Raw genomic sequence first — 16,655 nt, forward strand, 5'->3', positions numbered from 1 at the left:
CTATAGACTGATGGTTCCCCGAGGAAAAGCCCCCTGGGTACCAGCGGGCTTTGTCCACAAGTCGTGCTGTTCCTATAGGGGCGGTGGCCGGCCGGCCGTCAGCAGACGGTCTTGCCGCACGCACGCATGTTGGCGACTTTCTGTTCGATCTCTGGCGCCCCGACAGCGCCGAAGACCGCCTCGTTGCCGACGACGTAGGATGGCGTTCCCGTGATGCCGAGCTCGTTGGCGAGCGTATAGGCTTCGCGCATCGAGGCATCATACGGCCCGTCATCCATCTTTTCGCGCAACTGCGCTTCCGTCACGCCGAGCTTGGCCGCAACGGCGATCGCGGTTTCCTCCGTCGCGCGCTCCTCTCCCCCGAGCAGGGCGCGATGGAAATCGCCGTATTTCTCTGGTGCGACCACGCGGAAGGCGGCGCTGACCTTGTGGGCCGCGAGCGAGTCCGGTCCGAGAATTGGGAGCTCCTTGAGAACGAAGCGGACATTCTTGTCCTTGGCGAGGATGTCGTCCATGTCGGACAGAGCCCGTTTGCAATAGCCGCAGTTGTAATCGAAGAACTCGACGATCGTCACATCGCCTTCCGGATTGCCGAGGGCAATGTCGTAGGCAGAGTTGAAGATCGCCTTCTTGTTGTCGGCGATTGCCGCCTGGGCGGTTTCCTGCTGCTTGGCCCGCTGCTTGGAGGTGAGGGCTTCCTGCACTTCCAGCATGATCTCCGGATTGGCGAGCAGGTACTCCTTGATGAAGGCGCCGAATTCCTCCTTCTGCTTGGCATCGAGCGCAGCCGCGGGACCGGGCAGGGCGACGCCGGCAGCAAGCGCGATCAGGGATGCTGCGGCAATCATCTTCATCTTGAGCGTCATTCTTTCCTCGTGGTCTGCTGTTCTATGTCGGTCGTAGGCTCCGCACGCTTGCGTCAATGCGCCAGTTTGAAGACGACGGCAAGTCCCGGCTTGCGCCGACTGGTTGAAGCATAGGGCGTGGCGGGGGGAAACGAAACGGCAAAATCGGCCGAATTGCGGCGTTCGCGGACTTGTGAAGCCGCGAGCGATGGGGCAAAGGGCATTGAGAAACTTGCGAGGACCGTACTTTTGGCACAGATGTCGAAACGCAGCGCAGTCGAGCCGTTCCACGCCATGGATGTGCTGGCCGAGGCCACGCGGCGGCGCGATTCCGGTCACCCGGTCATATCCATGGCGGTCGGTCAGCCCGCGCATCCGGCGCCGAAAGCGGCACTCGATGCAGCAAGGCGTGCGCTCGATCACGGTCGGCTCGGCTATACGGACGCTCTTGGCACACTCTCCCTGAAGAGGGCGATTGCCGCTCACTATCACAACCGACACGGCATCACGCTCGATCCGCAGCGGATTGCGGTGACGACCGGATCGTCGGCCGGGTTCAATCTCGCCTTTCTCGCCCTGTTCGATCCGGGCGATCGCGTGGCCATCGCCCGCCCGGGCTATCCCGCCTATCGCAACATCATGGCCGCGCTCGGGCTCGAAGTGGTCGAGATCGAAGCCAATGCCGATGCCGGCTTCACTTTGACCCCGGACAGCCTCGAGCGCGCCGCGGCACGTGGCGGAAAACCGTTGAAGGGCGTGCTTCTCGCAAGTCCGGCGAACCCGACGGGAACGGTGACCGGAAAGGCGCAGCTGAAGGCGCTCGCCGACTATTGCCGGGACCACTCGATCGCCTTCATCTCCGATGAGATCTATCACGGCCTTACTTTCGCCGGTGAGGAGACGACGGCGCTTGAAGTCGCCGACGACGCCGTCGTGATCAACTCCTTCTCCAAATACTACTGTATGACCGGTTGGCGCATCGGCTGGATGGTTCTGCCCGAGGCGCGGGTGCGTGCCTTCGAGCGCATCGCGCAGAGCCTCTATATTTCGCCGCCGGAGCTGTCACAGATTGCCGCGGAGGCGGCTCTCGGCGCGCATGAGGAGCTCGACGGCTACAAGCGTGCCTATGCCGCGAACCGGGCACTGCTGCTCGAACGGCTGCCGCAGATCGGCTTTTCGATCGCCTCGCCGATGGACGGCGCATTTTACGCCTATGCGGATGTCAGCCGCTTCACCAATGACAGCATGGCCTTCGCCCGTCGGATGCTGGCCGAGATCGACGTCGCGGCAACGCCCGGCTTCGACTTCGATCCCGTCGAAGGGCATCGCACCATGCGCTTTTCCTATGCGGGCGCGGCTACCGAGATGGAGGAGGCGATGAACCGCATCGCGCGCTGGTTGGCCTAAGGCCTGTTGAGATTCGGGCCGCCCGCGCCGGGTTTTACCAGTTGCCGGGGTCTGCGGTGTGATCGACACTGGCAAACTCATCTGCCTCTTTCCGGTCCAGTGTCAGGTTGGTTGCGATCTTCGTTTCATCCGTGACCGAATAATGCAAAGGGGCCGGCCCGTTGGTCAGTTGCTGATACATGAGCAAGGCAGCCTCCTCGGCAGTGTCGGCTTCGAACTCTTCCGTAACGATGACTGTGAACTTGTGCATGGCCTCGTCCTCCCTCTGGAAAGTATAGAGCGGGATAAGGAAAACTATGTGCGGCTTTCCGTCCGGAAAGGGCGGAGTTTTTCAAAGGGGAAGCTCACACCTGAGCCGCCACCCATCCCAGCCATGAAAAAGCCCGGATCGCTCCGGGCTATTTCTTTGCTTCTTAGAAGAAACCGCGGCGCTGCCACCAGCCGCCCTTTTTAGGTTTTGCCGGCTCCTCTTCGCCCTCGCTTTTGCTGGACGTCACGACCGGCTCGGTAGCGATCGCCGACAGATCCCGGTTTGCGCGCGCGGGCTTTGCGCCTTCCAGATCGGCAACAGCTTCCTCCACCGCCTCAGGGGCGGCTTCGGGAGCTTCGGGTTGGGACTCGACGGCCTTCTCGGCTCCTTCATCGACACTCTCGGCCGGCTCCTCGGCCTTGACTGCTTTCTTGCGGCTGCGCCGGGGTTTTGCCGGTTTCGGCTCCTGCGCTGCTGCCTCGACGGCAGCGGCTGCCGCGATATCCGGCGACGTCTCCTCGGCTGCCGCGGCTGGGGGGACTTCCGCCTCTGAGGCGTCAACGGCCGCTTCGCCGGCTTCTGCAGCCACGCCGGCCTCGCCCTCGGCTTCAGCCAGTTCATCCTGACGACTGCGGCGGCCGCCACGCTTGCCCCGGCGGCGACGCTTGCGCTTCTGCTCGCTATCGCCATTCAGGGCATCCGTGGCGTCGCCTTCATCCTCGGCATCGTCCACTGCGCCTTCATCGCCGGTCTCGTCCTCAGCCGCGTCGGCTGCCTCAGCGAAGGCTTCGTCCGCTCCCTGACCCGCACCCTTGCCGCGCCGGCGGCGACGACGCTTGCGCTTGCGGCCGCCTTGTTCGTCGGTCTGCGCCTTTTTCTGGTCCTGACGGTCGGCAGCAATCTCTTCCGCTTCCTCTTCGTCGGACTCCTCCTCGATGAGGACCTCTTCTTCGTCTTCCGGCTCCGGCTCGAACTGCAGGATCTGGTCGATCCTCACCGGATTTTCGACCGGTTCACCGCGATCGATCGCGAAGTGCTGCGCACCGACCTGGGCGTCCGCTTCGATGAAGATGGAAACACCGAAGCGCTGTTCGTAGTCCGTGATCGAACTGCGCTTCTGATTGAGCAGATAGAGCGCGATATCGGGTGTCGTGCGCACGCTGATGTCGTGCGTGGTGTTCTTGAGCAGATGTTCCTCGATGCCGCGCAGGACATGCAGGGCAACGGAGGATTGCGAACGGATATGGCCCGTACCGTTACAGTGCGGGCAGGTCTGCATCGTGCTTTCCAGCACCGAGGCGCGGATGCGCTGGCGAGACATTTCGAGCAGGCCGAAATGCGAGATGCGGCCGACCTGGATACGGGCCCGATCGTTCTTCAGGCAATCCTTGAGCTTCTTCTCGACGGAGCGGTTGTTCCGCTTCTCTTCCATGTCGATGAAGTCGATCACGATCAGGCCGGCAAGGTCGCGAAGGCGCAATTGCCGCGCTACTTCCTCGGCTGCCTCGAGATTCGTCTGGAGAGCCGTATCCTCGATCGAGTGTTCGCGCGTCGAACGACCGGAGTTCACATCGATGGAAACCAGAGCTTCGGTCTGGTTGATGATGATGTAGCCGCCAGACTTCAGCGTCACCTGCGGCTGCAGCATGCGATCGAGCTGCGCTTCGATGCCGGAGCGAGAGAAGATCGGATGCACGTCGCGATAGGGCTGCACGACCTTTGCGTGGCTCGGCATCAGCATCTTCATGAAGCCCTTGGCTTCCTTGTAGCCTTCCTCGCCCGAAACGACGATCTCGCTGATGTCCTTGTTGTAGAGATCGCGGATCGATCGCTTGATAAGGCTGCCCTCTTCGTAGACGAGGCAGGGGGCAGTCGAGTTCAGCGTCAGCGTGCGGACGTTCTCCCACAGCCGCATGAGGTATTCGAAGTCGCGCTTGATCTCGACTTTCGTGCGATTGGCTCCGGCGGTGCGCAGGATCACACCCATTCCCTGCGGCACGTCGAGACCGCGGGCGATTTCCTTCAGACGCTTGCGGTCCTGCAGGTTGGTGATCTTGCGCGAAATACCGCCGCCGCGCGCCGTGTTCGGCATGAGAACGGAGTAGCGGCCTGCGAGCGAAAGATAGGTCGTGAGTGCCGCACCCTTGTTGCCGCGCTCTTCCTTTGCGACCTGAACCAGCAGGATCTGCCGGCGCTTGATCACTTCCTGAATGCGGTATTGCTTGCGCGGCTTGCGGATATGACGATCCGCCACCTCTTCCATGGCATCTTCGGCGCCGACGGATTCGATGATTTCCTTTTCGCCGTCGTGATTGTCGTCGTCATCGTCGTCGTCACGCTGACGACGCGCGTCGATATCCTCGGAGATCGAATCGGTATCGACCACCGCGGCCATTTCGTTCTTGTCGCCTTCTCCGTCTTCCGACGGGCCGCCCTCAGGCGCTACGGGCTCTTCGCCGGCCTTCGGCTTTGCGCGGCGGGTACGCTTCGGCTTGGCCTTGGCCTTGGGCTTCTCCGCAGCGGCCTCGGCGGCCTCGGCGGCTTCTCCGGCTGCCTCGGCGGCTTCGGCCTGTGCCACGACTTCGGCAACCGTATCGCCGGCCGGCGCGGACTTCTGTTCCGCCACGGTGTCGTTCGGCTCGTCATCGTCGCGGCGGGCCTCTTCGGCTTCCGCCTTCAACAGGGCCTGACGATCGGCGAGGGGGATCTGGTAGTAGTCGGGATGGATTTCGGCGAAGGCCAGAAACCCGTGGCGATTGCCGCCGTAATCGACGAAGGCCGCCTGGAGCGACGGCTCCACTCTGGTTACCTTCGCCAGGTAGATATTGCCGCGGATCTGCTTCTTATGTTCCGATTCGAAATCGAACTCTTCTATGCGGTTCCCGCGTACGACAACGACGCGCGTCTCCTCTGAGTGAGACGCATCGATAAGCATTTTCTCTGCCATCTAAGCTGTGCTCCTCGGCGCGGCGGGACGACAGACAGAGTGCCTTTTTCAAGAAGGCTGTCCAAGACGTCGGAGGCTGCGCCGGATATGAAAGGTCCTGTTTGGCGCAAGCGATGGTGCAGCAGCCAGACGGCAGCCGGAACGCTGGGGTCCCGGGGCCGCTCTACTTCTGACCGATACTGCTGAGTCACATCAAAGACCAAACAAGAATGCCAATGTCCTGGACCTCTGGAAGAGGCCCGATGAATGCGCCCGCTTGCGGGCATCCGGTGAAATTCACCATCAAGAACTCCGGCCACCGCCGGAAATTTGCGAACCAGTATACGGAGGAGGAAATGCGGCGACGGCGGATGAATTCCTGCGGCCGCGGAAGCTTGATACGGTTGCAACCGGTTGTTCCGGCTCGATCACTCCCTGGCGCCAAGCTCGTCTAAAAGCTCCGGCTGCCCGGCCGACGATTCTATCCCGTCAACACTTTCTCCTTGTGACGCTTTTATGTTTTCCATGTCACATTGGCAAGGGAAAAGCCTTTGCCGCCACAATATTGATCGATTCGCTTGCGCGGGTGTAACCGGACCTTCAGGAGAAGACAGCGCCGGCTGACGGGCGGTGCGACGGCCTCCGCGTCAAGCTTTGGTTAACCCTGAGGGTTCATTGGTTGAGGGGCGGATAAGGGGGTGGCGGGGAGACCTTCGCCGGCACATTTATTGGATGGATGTGGGGTTTCAGGTGAAGCGTTCGGCGACTAGGCTGTGTTCCATGGAGGCGATCGGGCGTCGTCGCGGTATGCGCGCGCTCGTCGCTGCCTTTGGTGCCGTTTTGCTTCTCCTGTCGCCCGTGGCGGGCCTGCGCGCCGGCGAGCCGGTGCCTCTCCTCGCCTATGCCGCGCGGATTGCCGGCGACGATGCCCGCACGCGCCTGGTCATCGAGTTCGATCGCGAGCCGGCCTTCTCCATCCACTACGTCGCCAATCCCGTTCGCGTCATCGTCGATCTGCCGGAAACCTCGTTCGGGCTGAAACCGGAGAGCCTGGAGCCTCGCGGCTTGTTCGACGCCATCCGTTATGGCGGAATGGGGGCAGGGGCCTCGCGGCTTGTGCTCTCCGCCAAGGGGCCGACGGAGGTGACCCACGCGGAAGTGAAGCCGGTGGAGGACGGGAAGGGCTTTCGCCTCGTGCTCGATGCGGAGAGGATCGGCCAGGACCGCTTCGACACGCTCCTGGCCGAGCAGCAGTGGACCGGCACGGTGCCCTCCGCCAAGACCGACCGGCCGGCCGCCGCGCCGCCCCCGAAGGCCGGGGCCTTCGTGGTTGCGATAGATGCCGGCCATGGGGGAATCGATACCGGTGCAATCGGCGGCGTCACGAAAACCGAAGAGAAACACGTGACCCTGGCCTTCGCGAAGGAGCTGGTGGAACGGCTCAATCACGAACCCGGCATCGAGGCGTTTCTGACGCGGGAACGCGACGAATTTCTCTCCCTTCCTCAACGCGTGCAGATTGCACGCCAGCGAGGCTCCAACCTGTTCATTTCGGTTCACGCCGACACATTACGGCAGAAGGATATTCGGGGCGCTACGGTCTACACGATCTCCGACAAGGCGTCCGACCACCTCGCGGCCGATCTTGCCGCACGCGAGAATCTCTCCGACGAGATTGCCGGGATTCCGCTCGAAAGCGAGCCGGCCGAAGTCGCGGATATTCTCATCGATCTCACCCGCCGCGAAACTCAGGCTTTCTCGGTCAACCTCGCCCGAAGCGTCATTTCCTCGTTCGAAGGGCAGATCAAGCTGATCAACAATCCGCACCGCCATGCGGGGTTCCGGGTCCTGCAGGCGCCGGACGTGCCCTCGGTGCTGCTCGAGCTCGGCTTCCTGTCGAACAAGGAAGATGAGAAGCAACTGCTCGATGCGGAATGGAGGAAGAAGGTATCCGCGCTGCTTGCCGACGCCGTTCAGCGCTACCGGAACACCGCGGTTGCAAACGGCGGTTGAATGTGCAGGGCATTCCGGGATCGCTGATCTCGTCCCAGCCCGGTGCCACGGAATGGGGATGTGATTTGTGTCGAGCCGGTAACAGCGATATGCTTTTCAGCGGATGCGCACTGTATAATCCGGTAACAGCCCTATTTTACTCACAATCCAGGCCCCTTAGGGGGAGGGCGTCCCGATTTGTGGGAAACGGTGTTGATGCTTCAGGTTCCTGGCCATATGAGGGAGCCCAAACGCGTGTAACTGAAAATGCCGGACGTTTTCTTTGGAAGAGTTTGGCGACGTCGGCCTCCTTTCGCGGAAAACGAGCGTTCGGGCACTCGGCGACCTCGCAATAGGACGATAATTAGATACCGGTACCTGACTGATGATCAGACTGATTGGATATTTTTTTGGCATTGGTGCGTTTCTGCTGCTTGGCACAGCCGCGGCCGTCGCGATCTATCTCGGCGGCATCACCAAGGACCTGCCCGACTATGAGGTGCTGGCCAATTATGCGCCGCCGGTGACGACCCGCTTCCATGCGGGTAACGGCGCGCTGATGGCCGAATATGCGCGCGAGCGCCGGCTGTATCTGCCCATTCAGGCGATACCCGATCGCGTCAAGGCCGCATTCATCTCGGCGGAAGACAAGAATTTCTACCGGCATCCGGGTGTCGACGTGACGGGCCTTGCGCGCGCCATCGTGGTCAATGTGCAGAATTTCGGCTCCGGCCGGCGCCCGGTCGGCGCGTCGACGATCACCCAGCAGGTCGCCAAGAATTTCCTTTTGAGCTCCGACCAGACGCTCGATCGCAAGATCAAGGAAGCGATCCTCTCCTTCCGCATCGAACAGGCCTACAGCAAGGACCGCATTCTCGAGCTCTATCTCAACGAGATTTTCTTCGGGCTGAATTCCTACGGCATCGCCGGCGCGGCGCTGACCTATTTCGACAAGTCGGTGACGGAACTGACAATTGCCGAGACCGCCTATCTTGCGGCCCTGCCCAAGGGGCCGGCCAATTACCACCCGTTCCGCCAGGTCGAGGCTGCGATCGAGCGCCGCAACTGGGTGATCGATCGGATGGTCGAGAATGGTTACGTCACCAAGGCTGACGGTGAGGAGGCAAAGCAACAACCGCTCGGCGTCAAGCCGCGGCGGGGCGGCGCGCACCTCTTCGCCTCCGATTTCTTCGCCGAAGAAGTGCGTCGTCAGATCATCCAGAAATACGGTGACAAGGCGCTTTACGAGGGCGGGCTTTCCGTACGTACGTCGCTGGATCCGCGGCTGCAGATTGCGGCGCGCAAGGCGCTTCAGGACGGGCTTTTGAACTACGACGAGCGGCGGGGCTTTCACGGTCCGGTGAAAACAATCGAGATCGGCGGCGACTGGGGCGAGCCGCTGAGCAAGATCCCCACGCTCAGCGACGTGCCGGAATGGAAACTGGCAGTCGTGCTCTCGGTAGATAGCGAAGGCGCCGAAATCGGCGTCCAGCCGGAAAAGGAAGTCTCGGGCAAGATCGTGCCTGAACGGGTGACCGGGCGGATTGCCGCCAAGAACATGCAGTGGGCCTATCGCTCCGCGGGCGGAAAGCGCAAGAACGCCAAGTCGCCGGAGGGGGTCCTCGGGCCGGGCGACGTCGTCTATGTCGAGCCGTTGCAAGAGGCCGGCGAATATCGGCTGCGCCAGCCGCCGAAGGTTCAGGGCGGATTGGTCGCGATGGACCCGCATACCGGCCGCGTGCTGGCGATGGTCGGCGGGTTTTCCTACGGACAGTCCGAGTTCAACCGCGCGACTCAGGCGATGCGCCAGCCCGGTTCCGCCTTCAAGCCCTTCGTCTACGCGGCCGCCCTCGACAACGGCTATACGCCGGCATCGGTCATTCTGGATGCGCCTATCGAGATCGTCGCGGGCGGTCAGGTCTGGCGGCCCGAAAACTACGGCGGCGGCTCTGCCGGACCGTCGACGCTCCGCCTCGGCATCGAAAAATCGCGCAACCTGATGACGGTCCGGCTTGCCAACGACCTGGGCATGAACATCGTCGCCGAATATGCCGAGCGTTTCGGGATCTACGACAAGATGGCGCCGCTTCTTGCGATGTCGCTCGGTTCCGGCGAAACGACTGTGCTGCGTCTCGTGTCCGCCTATGCCGTCATCGCCAATGGCGGCAAGCAGATCAAGCCGTCGCTGATCGACCGGATTCAGGACCGTTACGGCAAGACCATCTTCCGCCATGAGGACCGGGCCTGCGAGAATTGCAATGCCGATCATTGGGAAGCTCAGGAAGAGCCGGTGCTGATCGACAATCGCGAGCAGGTCCTCGATCCGATGACCTCCTATCAGATCACCTCCATGATGGAAGGCGTCGTCGCGCGGGGAACCGCGGCAGGCAAGATCAAACTCGATCGCCCTGTCGCAGGCAAGACCGGCACGACCAATGACGAGAAGGACGCCTGGTTCGTGGGTTACACTCCCGACCTCGTCGCGGGGCTCTATCTCGGCTTCGACGACCCGGCACCGCTCGGGCGCGGGTCGACCGGCGGCGGCTTGTCGGCGCCGATCTTCAACGCCTTCATGCAGAAGGCGGTGGAGGGTACCCGTCCCGGCAAGTTCGTGGTGCCGGAAGGCATGAGCCTTATTCCCGTCAACCGCAAAACCGGCATGGCGGCCGTCGAGGGCGAGCCGGACACGATCATCGAAGCCTTCAAGCCGGGCACCGGCCCTGCGGACACCTTCTCGGTCATCGGCGACCTCGACGAATATGCGCCGCCGGAAGAAATATTGAGAACCTCTCCGCAGGCCAACCAGGCGGTAACCTCCGGCTCCAACGGACTGTTCTGACCCTTTCCATTGCACGCGGTGCCCGTCGCCTTTACATCGGCGGCGGGCACCGCTATTTGACCGTCACGTTGGAAAAGTCACCTGAAGAAGCAGGATCATGCGCAGCGAAATCGAGAACATCGTCGACGAAATCAAGCAGGCCATAAGCCTGCTGAGGAGGCATCTTTGACTGGGATCAGGCGGTAAGACGACTGGACTGGTTGAACAACAAGGCGGAAGATCCGTCGCTCTGGAACGATGCGGCCGAGGCGCAGAAACTGATGCGCGAGCGCCAGCAGCTCGACGATGGCATCAATGGCCTGCGCCGCTTCGAGCAGCAGCTCAACGACAACATCGAGCTCATCGAACTCGGTGAAGAGGAGGGCGATTCGGCGATCGTATCCGAGGCCGAGGAAGCGCTTCGCCAATTGCGCGGCGAGGCGGCGAAGAAGCAGGTCGAGGCCATGCTTTCGGGCGAGGCCGACCAGAACGACACTTATCTCGAAGTCCATTCGGGCGCCGGCGGCACGGAAAGCCAGGACTGGGCGAACATGCTGCTTCGCATGTATACGCGATGGGCCGAACGCCAGGGCTACAAGGTCGAGCTCATGGAAATCCAGGACGGGGAAGAAGCAGGCATCAAATCCGCTACGCTTCTCGTCAAGGGGCACAATGCCTATGGCTGGCTGAAGACGGAATCGGGCGTGCATCGCCTCGTCCGCATTTCTCCCTATGACAGCAACGCTCGCCGCCATACGTCCTTTTCGTCCATCTGGGTCTATCCCGTCGTGGACGAATCGATCCAGATCGACATCAACGAAAGCGATTGCCGGATCGATACCTACCGCTCCTCGGGCGCCGGCGGTCAGCACGTCAATACGACCGATTCGGCCGTGCGCATCACCCATATGCCGAGCGGCATCGTGGTGCAGTGCCAGCAGGAACGCTCGCAGCACAAGAACCGCGCCAAGGCATGGGACATGCTTCGCGCGCGGCTCTACGAGGCTGAACTGAAGAAGCGCGAGGAGGCCGCCAACGTCGAGGCGGCGTCGAAGACCGATATAGGCTGGGGTCACCAGATCCGCTCCTACGTCCTTCAGCCCTATCAGTTGGTGAAGGATTTGAGGACGGGCGTCGAAAGCACCAGCCCGGGCGACGTGCTCGACGGTGAACTGAACGAGTTCATGGAGGCAGCCCTTGCGCATCGCGTCAGCGGTGGCGCGGATGCGGCCGTCGACGACCTGAGCTGATTGCCGTTGCCCCGGTGTTGAGGGGGCGAGGGGAAATTCCTTTCGGCATGCGCGGCATGCGGTCTGCGCTGAAAGCCGCCCCTCATCCGGCCTGCCGGCCACCTTCTCCCCGCAAGCGGGGCGAAGGGGACTCGCGGCAGGCCCCAGTCCCCTTCGCCACCGCATCCACAAGCATGGCGGATTCGGTTAATGACAAGTTATAAAGGTGCTGGCAGGCGGATGAGGGGGCGAAGTTCGGTGCCCCTCAATTCGTCGCGCGCTCGATCTTGATGTCGCCGAGCTCGTCGATGAGGACCGTCCAGGTCTCGGGCTCGGTCGCGCCCGCTTCGGTCTTCAGATAAACCGTCGCGAACATTCCCGGCTGCGGCGTGATCCCTGTCGAGGTTTCGGGGCGAATATCGGTGACATAGGGTTTCAGCGCCGTGAATTCCTCCAGTTCCGCGGAGGAAACCACCTCGGGACCGGTCGGAGTGGAGGCGATCTGCTGCAGATGGACCTGCGCGGTGCCGTCCTCCTGTCGAACGGCAATCAGTTTATAATAGCCGCGCCGCCCACCGGGCGCCGCAGTCTTCGCACCCTTTTCGCCATCCCTGCTTTCGTCCGGCTGCGGCGCGCCGCCGCTCTCCTCCCAAAAGCCCGTGCTCGTCACGAAGATGACGTTCGAGGGCAGGAGGCCATTGTCCTGGGCGAAAAGCGCGCCTGAGGGCAGGGTCAGGCAGAGCGCTATCAGCAGGGCCTTGTGCATTGTGGATATCCTTCGCAACCGAATGCCGGGACTGCGAGGCACGCTACCGCCCGTGATCATACCATATCGGCCTTGCAACGTGTGATTTCAATTGGAAAACTGCTCGGCGAGAATGCGATCGGACCAGGAATGGTCCGGATCCGAAAGGATCCGCGCCGTGAGTTTTTCCGATTCGGCGATGCGGACATGCACGACGGACTTGACTTCCTGGTGGTCTGCCACGGCGTTGACCGGGCGCTTGTCGGCCTCGAGAATTTCGATGTCCACCGTCACGTGATTCGGCAACAGCGCCCCGCGCCAGCGCCGCGGCCGGAATGGGCTGACGGGCGTCAACGCCAGAAGCGGCGCTTCCAACGGCAGGATCGGCCCGTGCGCAGAAAGATTATAGGCGGTGGAGCCCGCAGGTGTCGCCAGAAGCAGCCCGTCGCAGGTCAGTTCGTCGAGCCGCGTCTTTCCGTCTACGATGACCTTCAACTTTGCGGCCTGGTAGGACTGGCGGAAAAGGTAGACCTCGTTGATGGCAAGCGCGGTGAACTTGTCGCCGTTGACGTCCGTGGTGCGCATCTCGAGCGGATGAAATGCATTTTCGTCCGCATTGGCGATGCGCTGATGCAGGTTCTCGGTGCTGTAGCGGTTCATCAGGAACCCGACCGAGCCGCGGTTCATCCCGTAGACGAGCTTGCCGGTATTCATCGTCCTGTGGAGCGTATGCAGCATGAAGCCGTCGCCGCCGAGCGCGACGATCACTTCGGCCTTGTCCGCATCATGATCTCCATAGAGGGCCCGGAGATCCTCGGCCGCCTTCTGCGCTTCCTCTGCCGGCGATGCGATGAAGGCGAGGGAGTTGAACTTGCGGGCCATGAACTCAGTCCGTCTGTCATTGCGGGGGCAGGGGCGCTTCCGCTTGTTTTCGCGTCAATTTAGGCGGGCGGCGCTATAGACGCCACGGTCGCTTTTTCTGGCACGGCCTCGGCACGAACGCATCCGAAAAATTGCGAGAAGCCGCATTTTTGCTTTACACCGGGAGAGAATATGGTAACTCCCAGCCCTAACGTGCCCTTATAGCTCAGTTGGTAGAGCGGCTGATTTGTAATCAGTAGGTCGGGAGTTCGAGTCTCTCTGGGGGCACCAGAAAACCCTGAAAACAATGCGTCGCCCACGCTTCCTTCCGGTTGCCCCCTTCGCTCCGGCAAGGTTTCATCGGCATCGAAGTGGCGCAGCCATCCAACCGTCGCATCAAATCTCGAACGACGCGGCCGGCCTCGGGTCGACCTCGCGGCAGCGCTCCAGCGCCTTGATCAGATTTTCCGCCAGAAAGTCGATGAGGGCGCGGGTCGCGGGCAGCAGGCCGTGGCGCGAGGGGAAGACGAGGTGAACCATGACGTTGCCGGAGGTCCACTCCGGCAGGACCGGAACGAGGGCGCCGGTTCGGAAGGCGCGCTCGCAAATGTGGTCGGGCAGAAGCGCTATGCCCATGCCTTCGATGGCCGCGCGTTCGAGGATGAGAAAATCGCTGCAGCCGACGACGGGCCGGTGAGCGATCTCGATCGCTCCCCCGGTTGCGTGTACGAGCCGCCAGACATCATTGGGGTGCTGCTCGTTCATCGACAGCGTCGGCATTTGCGAAAGATTGTCGGTCGTGATCTCACCGAGGCGCGCGAGAAGCGTCGGACTGGCGGCGAGGCGTTGGCGCACTTCGCCGAATTTGCGGACGATCAGCTGGCTGTCGGTGTCGAGCTGGTCGCGTGCGCGCAAGGCCACGTCGATCCGTTCCTCGATGAGATCGATCCGCCGGTTGGAGGCGGTGATCAACAGGCGGACACCCGGATATCGGCGGTGAAAGGCGGGCAGGATGTCGGCGAGCATCGGTGTGAAGCCGATGGGACAGGCGAGCCGGACGACGCCCGTCGGCTCGGCGCGCACTGCGGCGATCTCGGCTTCGGCGGCGGCCACGCCGTCGAGCAGCCCCTGGGCGTGCTCGTAAAAGACACGGCCGATTTCGGTCATTCGAAGCTTGCGCGTCGAGCGCTCGAGCAGACGCACGCCCAATTGCTCCTCCAGGCGTGCGACATGTTTGCTGAGCTTGGATTTCGGCACGTTCAGGTCGCGCGCGGCGGCGCTGAAGCCATTGTGTTTGACGACTGCGGCAAAGAGCGCGATATCGTTGAGATCCTGCATGAGTGCCTCCCATCAAAGGCGGTATCGACGTTCGGTGCGGCTCCCCGTCGATTGGAGGGTGACGATTGGAGCTCAGGGGGCCATCTGCCGCGATATATGCCGAATTGTTTCCCTGGGGAAACGGAATGTCAAATATTCGCTGACTTATCGAATGATTGTTTGCAGATCATATGTGATGCACCGCAACGTAAGCAAAGGTGCTTCCCATGAAAATCCTTCATATCGACTCCGGCATTCTCGGCGAACACTCCGTCTCCCGCCGCCTGACATCGGCAATCGTGTCGCAGCTCAAGGCCGACCAGCCCGATGCGGAGATCACCTATCGGGATCTCGCATCCGAACGCGTTCCGCACCTGACCGGCGCACAGATCATGGCGCCTGCAGACCTCGATGGTGTCGATGCCGCTCTGGCCGCCGATGTGCGCATCGGCCGCCAGATGCTCGAGGAATTCCTGGCTGCCGACACGGTCGTCGTCGGTGCGCCGATGTATAACTTCTCGATCCCGAGCCAGCTCAAGGCGTGGATCGACCGTCTGGCCGTTGCCGGCAAAACCTTCCGCTATACCGAAGCAGGACCGGAAGGCCTCGCCAAGGGCAAGAAGGTGATCGTCGCCTCCACCCGTGGCGGTCATTATTCGGTCGCCCCGGCTTCCGCCATGGACCACCAGGAAACCTATCTGCGGTCGGTCTTCGGTTTCTTCGGCATAACGGACATCGAGTTTATCCGCGCTGAGGGCCTGAATCTCGGCCCCGACCAGAAGCAGTTCGCCATAGCCGAAGCCGAAAAGACGATTGCTCAGGGCAACGTTCTGAAGCTCGCAAGCTAATCATTCGGCCGGCGCCGTGGCGCCGGTTCGTTGCGGAGGATGCCGGCCGAGCAATCAGCCGGCATTCTCCGTTTCTGATCGGGTCGAACTGCGCTATTCTGTCGGGCATGAAATGCGTGCGCGCCCTGCGGTTTCTGGCGTTGTCGCTCGCGGCCGTCGCCCTGGTGGCCGGAAGTGTTTCCGCGTCTGCGCCGGGCGGGCGGTGCACCTGCCGTCACCGCGATGGGGGCAAATACGAACTCGGCCAGACTGCGTGCATCCGCATCGGCGACGTCTCCTATCTCGCGCGCTGCGAAATGAACCTCAACGTCACGACCTGGAAGAGATTGCAGGACGGCTGCCCGACGGCGGGGCTCGCCGTGACGATCGTCCCGCCGGCTCCTACCCCCTAAGATGATGTCTTGCCGCGTACATCGCGATGGCGGCGGCATTCGACACGTTCAGCGACTTGATCGCGCCGGGCATATCGAGCCGTGCGAGCGCCTTGACCGTCTGCCGGGTCTTCTGGCGCAGGCCCTTACCCTCCGAACCGAGCACCAGCGCGATTTTGTCGCCGGCGAATGTGCCTTCGAGCGGCTGCGGCCCCTCGGAATCGAGGCCTATCGTCATGAAGCCGAGTGCGTGGAGCTCTTCGAGGGTGTCGGCGAGATTGGTGATCTGGATATAAGGAATGAGTTCCAGCGCACCCGAGGCCGATTTCGCCAGCACACCTGATTCGGTTGGACTGTGGCGCATCGTCGTAATGAGCGCGCCTGCGTCGAAGGCGACCGCCGAGCGCATGATCGCTCCGACATTGTGGGGATCGGTCACCTGATCGAGAACGAGAATCAAGGGGCAGTCGCGAAGAGCCTCGAGCTTGCGGTGCGGCAGAGGCTGCGTCTCCAGCATCACGCCCTGGTGAATGGCATCGGGCCCGAGCATGCGGTCGAGCTCCTGCGGTGTTACAGTCTCGGCCGGGAAGGGGAGCGCCGAAAGATCGCCGAGCTCCAGGCGCGCGGCGGCGTTCTGCGTTACCGAGAGGCGGATGATGCGGCGTTCCGGATTGTCGAGGGCGGCGCGGACCGTGTGCAGGCCGTAGAGAAGCACCTGGTCCGGGGCGAGTGCCGGCGGCTTCCAGTCGGCGGGCAGCTTTCCGCGCTTGTCCTGGCGTGGAGTCGGAATCTCCCCGCGTTCGCGCCGGGCGTCCCGATGCGCACGGCGCAGATTTGCATAGTGGGTGTCTTTGGCGCTCTTGTCGCCGGTCTTGTCCTTGCTCATGCCGGTCTTATAGTGAGCTTCGCCTCCGGTTGAAACTGATTTCGGAAATCGCCGCTGTGGTCGGCAGTGGAGAAATTCTGAGAATTTGCATTTCGCCGTGTTGACAGGACGAATGCAGGCGGTCATATACCCGGCGCAGATCGCGGGGCGGCGACAAACG

Annotated in this window: 13 protein-coding genes and 1 tRNA gene; 7 read left to right on the forward strand and 7 right to left on the reverse strand. The window is 62.2% G+C overall.

Going from position 1 to position 16,655, the window contains the following annotated elements:
- Window positions 1-98: 98 nt before the first annotated feature.
- Window positions 99-866: a DsbA family protein gene (locus tag CN933_RS09915; protein ID WP_018094892.1), complete on the reverse strand. Its 768-nt coding sequence runs from the start codon at window positions 864-866 to the stop codon at window positions 99-101.
- Between the two features lie 228 nt (window positions 867-1,094).
- On the opposite strand from CN933_RS09915, the gene CN933_RS09925 reads away from it, so the two are divergent.
- On the forward strand, window positions 1,095-2,252 hold the full coding sequence (locus tag CN933_RS09925; RefSeq protein WP_018094894.1) for a pyridoxal phosphate-dependent aminotransferase: 1,158 nt from the start codon (window positions 1,095-1,097) through the stop codon (window positions 2,250-2,252).
- Between the two features lie 34 nt (window positions 2,253-2,286).
- Here CN933_RS09925 and CN933_RS09930 read toward each other — a convergent pair whose 3' ends face one another.
- Window positions 2,287-2,502, reverse strand: a complete 216-nt coding sequence (locus CN933_RS09930; protein ID WP_018094895.1) for a hypothetical protein — start codon at window positions 2,500-2,502, stop codon at window positions 2,287-2,289.
- A gap of 163 nt (window positions 2,503-2,665) precedes the next feature.
- Window positions 2,666-5,449 (reverse strand): Rne/Rng family ribonuclease, encoded by a 2,784-nt coding sequence (locus tag CN933_RS09935; RefSeq protein ID WP_018094896.1) that lies wholly within the window; start codon window positions 5,447-5,449, stop codon window positions 2,666-2,668.
- 759 nt (window positions 5,450-6,208) lie between these two features.
- Here CN933_RS09935 and CN933_RS09945 point away from each other — a divergent pair.
- The 3 genes from CN933_RS09945 to prfB all read left to right on the forward strand — a co-directional run bounded on the left by CN933_RS09945 (window position 6,209) and on the right by prfB (window position 11,488).
- The gene (locus CN933_RS09945) at window positions 6,209-7,441 is read left to right on the forward strand and encodes an N-acetylmuramoyl-L-alanine amidase (RefSeq protein ID WP_018094897.1); all 1,233 of its coding nucleotides are present in this window, start codon (window positions 6,209-6,211) and stop codon (window positions 7,439-7,441) included.
- Window positions 7,442-7,805: 364 nt separating this feature from the next.
- On the forward strand, window positions 7,806-10,259 hold the full coding sequence (locus CN933_RS09950; RefSeq protein WP_102761415.1) for a penicillin-binding protein 1A: 2,454 nt from the start codon (window positions 7,806-7,808) through the stop codon (window positions 10,257-10,259).
- Window positions 10,260-10,356: 97 nt separating this feature from the next.
- A protein-coding gene (gene prfB / locus CN933_RS09955; RefSeq protein WP_100672234.1) for a peptide chain release factor 2 occupies window positions 10,357-11,488 on the forward strand; the annotation gives its coding sequence in 2 pieces (ribosomal slippage) (window positions 10,357-10,425 and window positions 10,427-11,488; 1,131 coding nt in all).
- A 244-nt stretch (window positions 11,489-11,732) separates the two neighbouring features.
- On the opposite strand, the gene CN933_RS09960 is transcribed toward prfB, so the two are convergent.
- Window positions 11,733-12,233 (reverse strand): hypothetical protein, encoded by a 501-nt coding sequence (locus tag CN933_RS09960; protein ID WP_018094899.1) that lies wholly within the window; start codon window positions 12,231-12,233, stop codon window positions 11,733-11,735.
- 87 nt (window positions 12,234-12,320) lie between these two features.
- On the reverse strand, window positions 12,321-13,094 hold the full coding sequence (locus CN933_RS09965; protein WP_018094900.1) for an NAD kinase: 774 nt from the start codon (window positions 13,092-13,094) through the stop codon (window positions 12,321-12,323).
- A 194-nt stretch (window positions 13,095-13,288) separates the two neighbouring features.
- Between CN933_RS09965 and CN933_RS09970 the strand changes: the two genes are divergently transcribed.
- Window positions 13,289-13,364 (forward strand) — tRNA-Thr (locus CN933_RS09970).
- Between the two features lie 105 nt (window positions 13,365-13,469).
- On the opposite strand, the gene CN933_RS09975 is transcribed toward CN933_RS09970, so the two are convergent.
- Entirely contained in the window at window positions 13,470-14,411 is a 942-nt protein-coding gene (locus CN933_RS09975; protein ID WP_018094901.1) for a LysR family transcriptional regulator, read from the reverse strand.
- A gap of 206 nt (window positions 14,412-14,617) precedes the next feature.
- Between CN933_RS09975 and CN933_RS09980 the strand changes: the two genes are divergently transcribed.
- On the forward strand, window positions 14,618-15,238 hold the full coding sequence (locus CN933_RS09980; protein WP_018094902.1) for an FMN-dependent NADH-azoreductase: 621 nt from the start codon (window positions 14,618-14,620) through the stop codon (window positions 15,236-15,238).
- A 107-nt stretch (window positions 15,239-15,345) separates the two neighbouring features.
- Window positions 15,346-15,630 (forward strand): hypothetical protein, encoded by a 285-nt coding sequence (locus CN933_RS09985; RefSeq protein ID WP_018094903.1) that lies wholly within the window; start codon window positions 15,346-15,348, stop codon window positions 15,628-15,630.
- Here the strand turns inward: CN933_RS09985 and CN933_RS09990 are convergent.
- Window positions 15,620-16,495 (reverse strand): TrmH family RNA methyltransferase, encoded by an 876-nt coding sequence (locus CN933_RS09990; RefSeq protein ID WP_018094904.1) that lies wholly within the window; start codon window positions 16,493-16,495, stop codon window positions 15,620-15,622. The two genes, CN933_RS09985 and CN933_RS09990, sit on opposite strands and share 11 nt — an antisense overlap.
- Window positions 16,496-16,655 lie beyond the last annotated feature (160 nt).

Origin of the sequence: Sinorhizobium sp. M4_45, from assembly GCF_002885915.1 — a bacterium.
Classification (GTDB): Bacteria; Pseudomonadota; Alphaproteobacteria; order Rhizobiales; family Rhizobiaceae; genus Sinorhizobium; species Sinorhizobium meliloti_A.

What these genes read in the sequence shown, in the direction of transcription:
- CN933_RS09975 (WP_018094901.1), bottom strand. Translation starts at nt 14,411, where the DNA reads ATGCAGGATCTCAACGATATCGCGCTCTTTGCCGCAGTCGTCAAACAC.
- CN933_RS09985 (WP_018094903.1), top strand. Translation starts at nt 15,346, where the DNA reads ATGAAATGCGTGCGCGCCCTGCGGTTTCTGGCGTTGTCGCTCGCGGCC.
- CN933_RS09935 (WP_018094896.1), bottom strand. Translation starts at nt 5,449, where the DNA reads ATGGCAGAGAAAATGCTTATCGATGCGTCTCACTCAGAGGAGACGCGC.
- CN933_RS09980 (WP_018094902.1), top strand. Translation starts at nt 14,618, where the DNA reads ATGAAAATCCTTCATATCGACTCCGGCATTCTCGGCGAACACTCCGTC.
- CN933_RS09960 (WP_018094899.1), bottom strand. Translation starts at nt 12,233, where the DNA reads ATGCACAAGGCCCTGCTGATAGCGCTCTGCCTGACCCTGCCCTCAGGC.
- CN933_RS09945 (WP_018094897.1), top strand. Translation starts at nt 6,209, where the DNA reads ATGGAGGCGATCGGGCGTCGTCGCGGTATGCGCGCGCTCGTCGCTGCC.
- CN933_RS09930 (WP_018094895.1), bottom strand. Translation starts at nt 2,502, where the DNA reads ATGCACAAGTTCACAGTCATCGTTACGGAAGAGTTCGAAGCCGACACT.
- CN933_RS09965 (WP_018094900.1), bottom strand. Translation starts at nt 13,094, where the DNA reads ATGGCCCGCAAGTTCAACTCCCTCGCCTTCATCGCATCGCCGGCAGAG.
- CN933_RS09915 (WP_018094892.1), bottom strand. Translation starts at nt 866, where the DNA reads ATGACGCTCAAGATGAAGATGATTGCCGCAGCATCCCTGATCGCGCTT.
- CN933_RS09990 (WP_018094904.1), bottom strand. Translation starts at nt 16,495, where the DNA reads ATGAGCAAGGACAAGACCGGCGACAAGAGCGCCAAAGACACCCACTAT.
- CN933_RS09950 (WP_102761415.1), top strand. Translation starts at nt 7,806, where the DNA reads ATGATCAGACTGATTGGATATTTTTTTGGCATTGGTGCGTTTCTGCTG.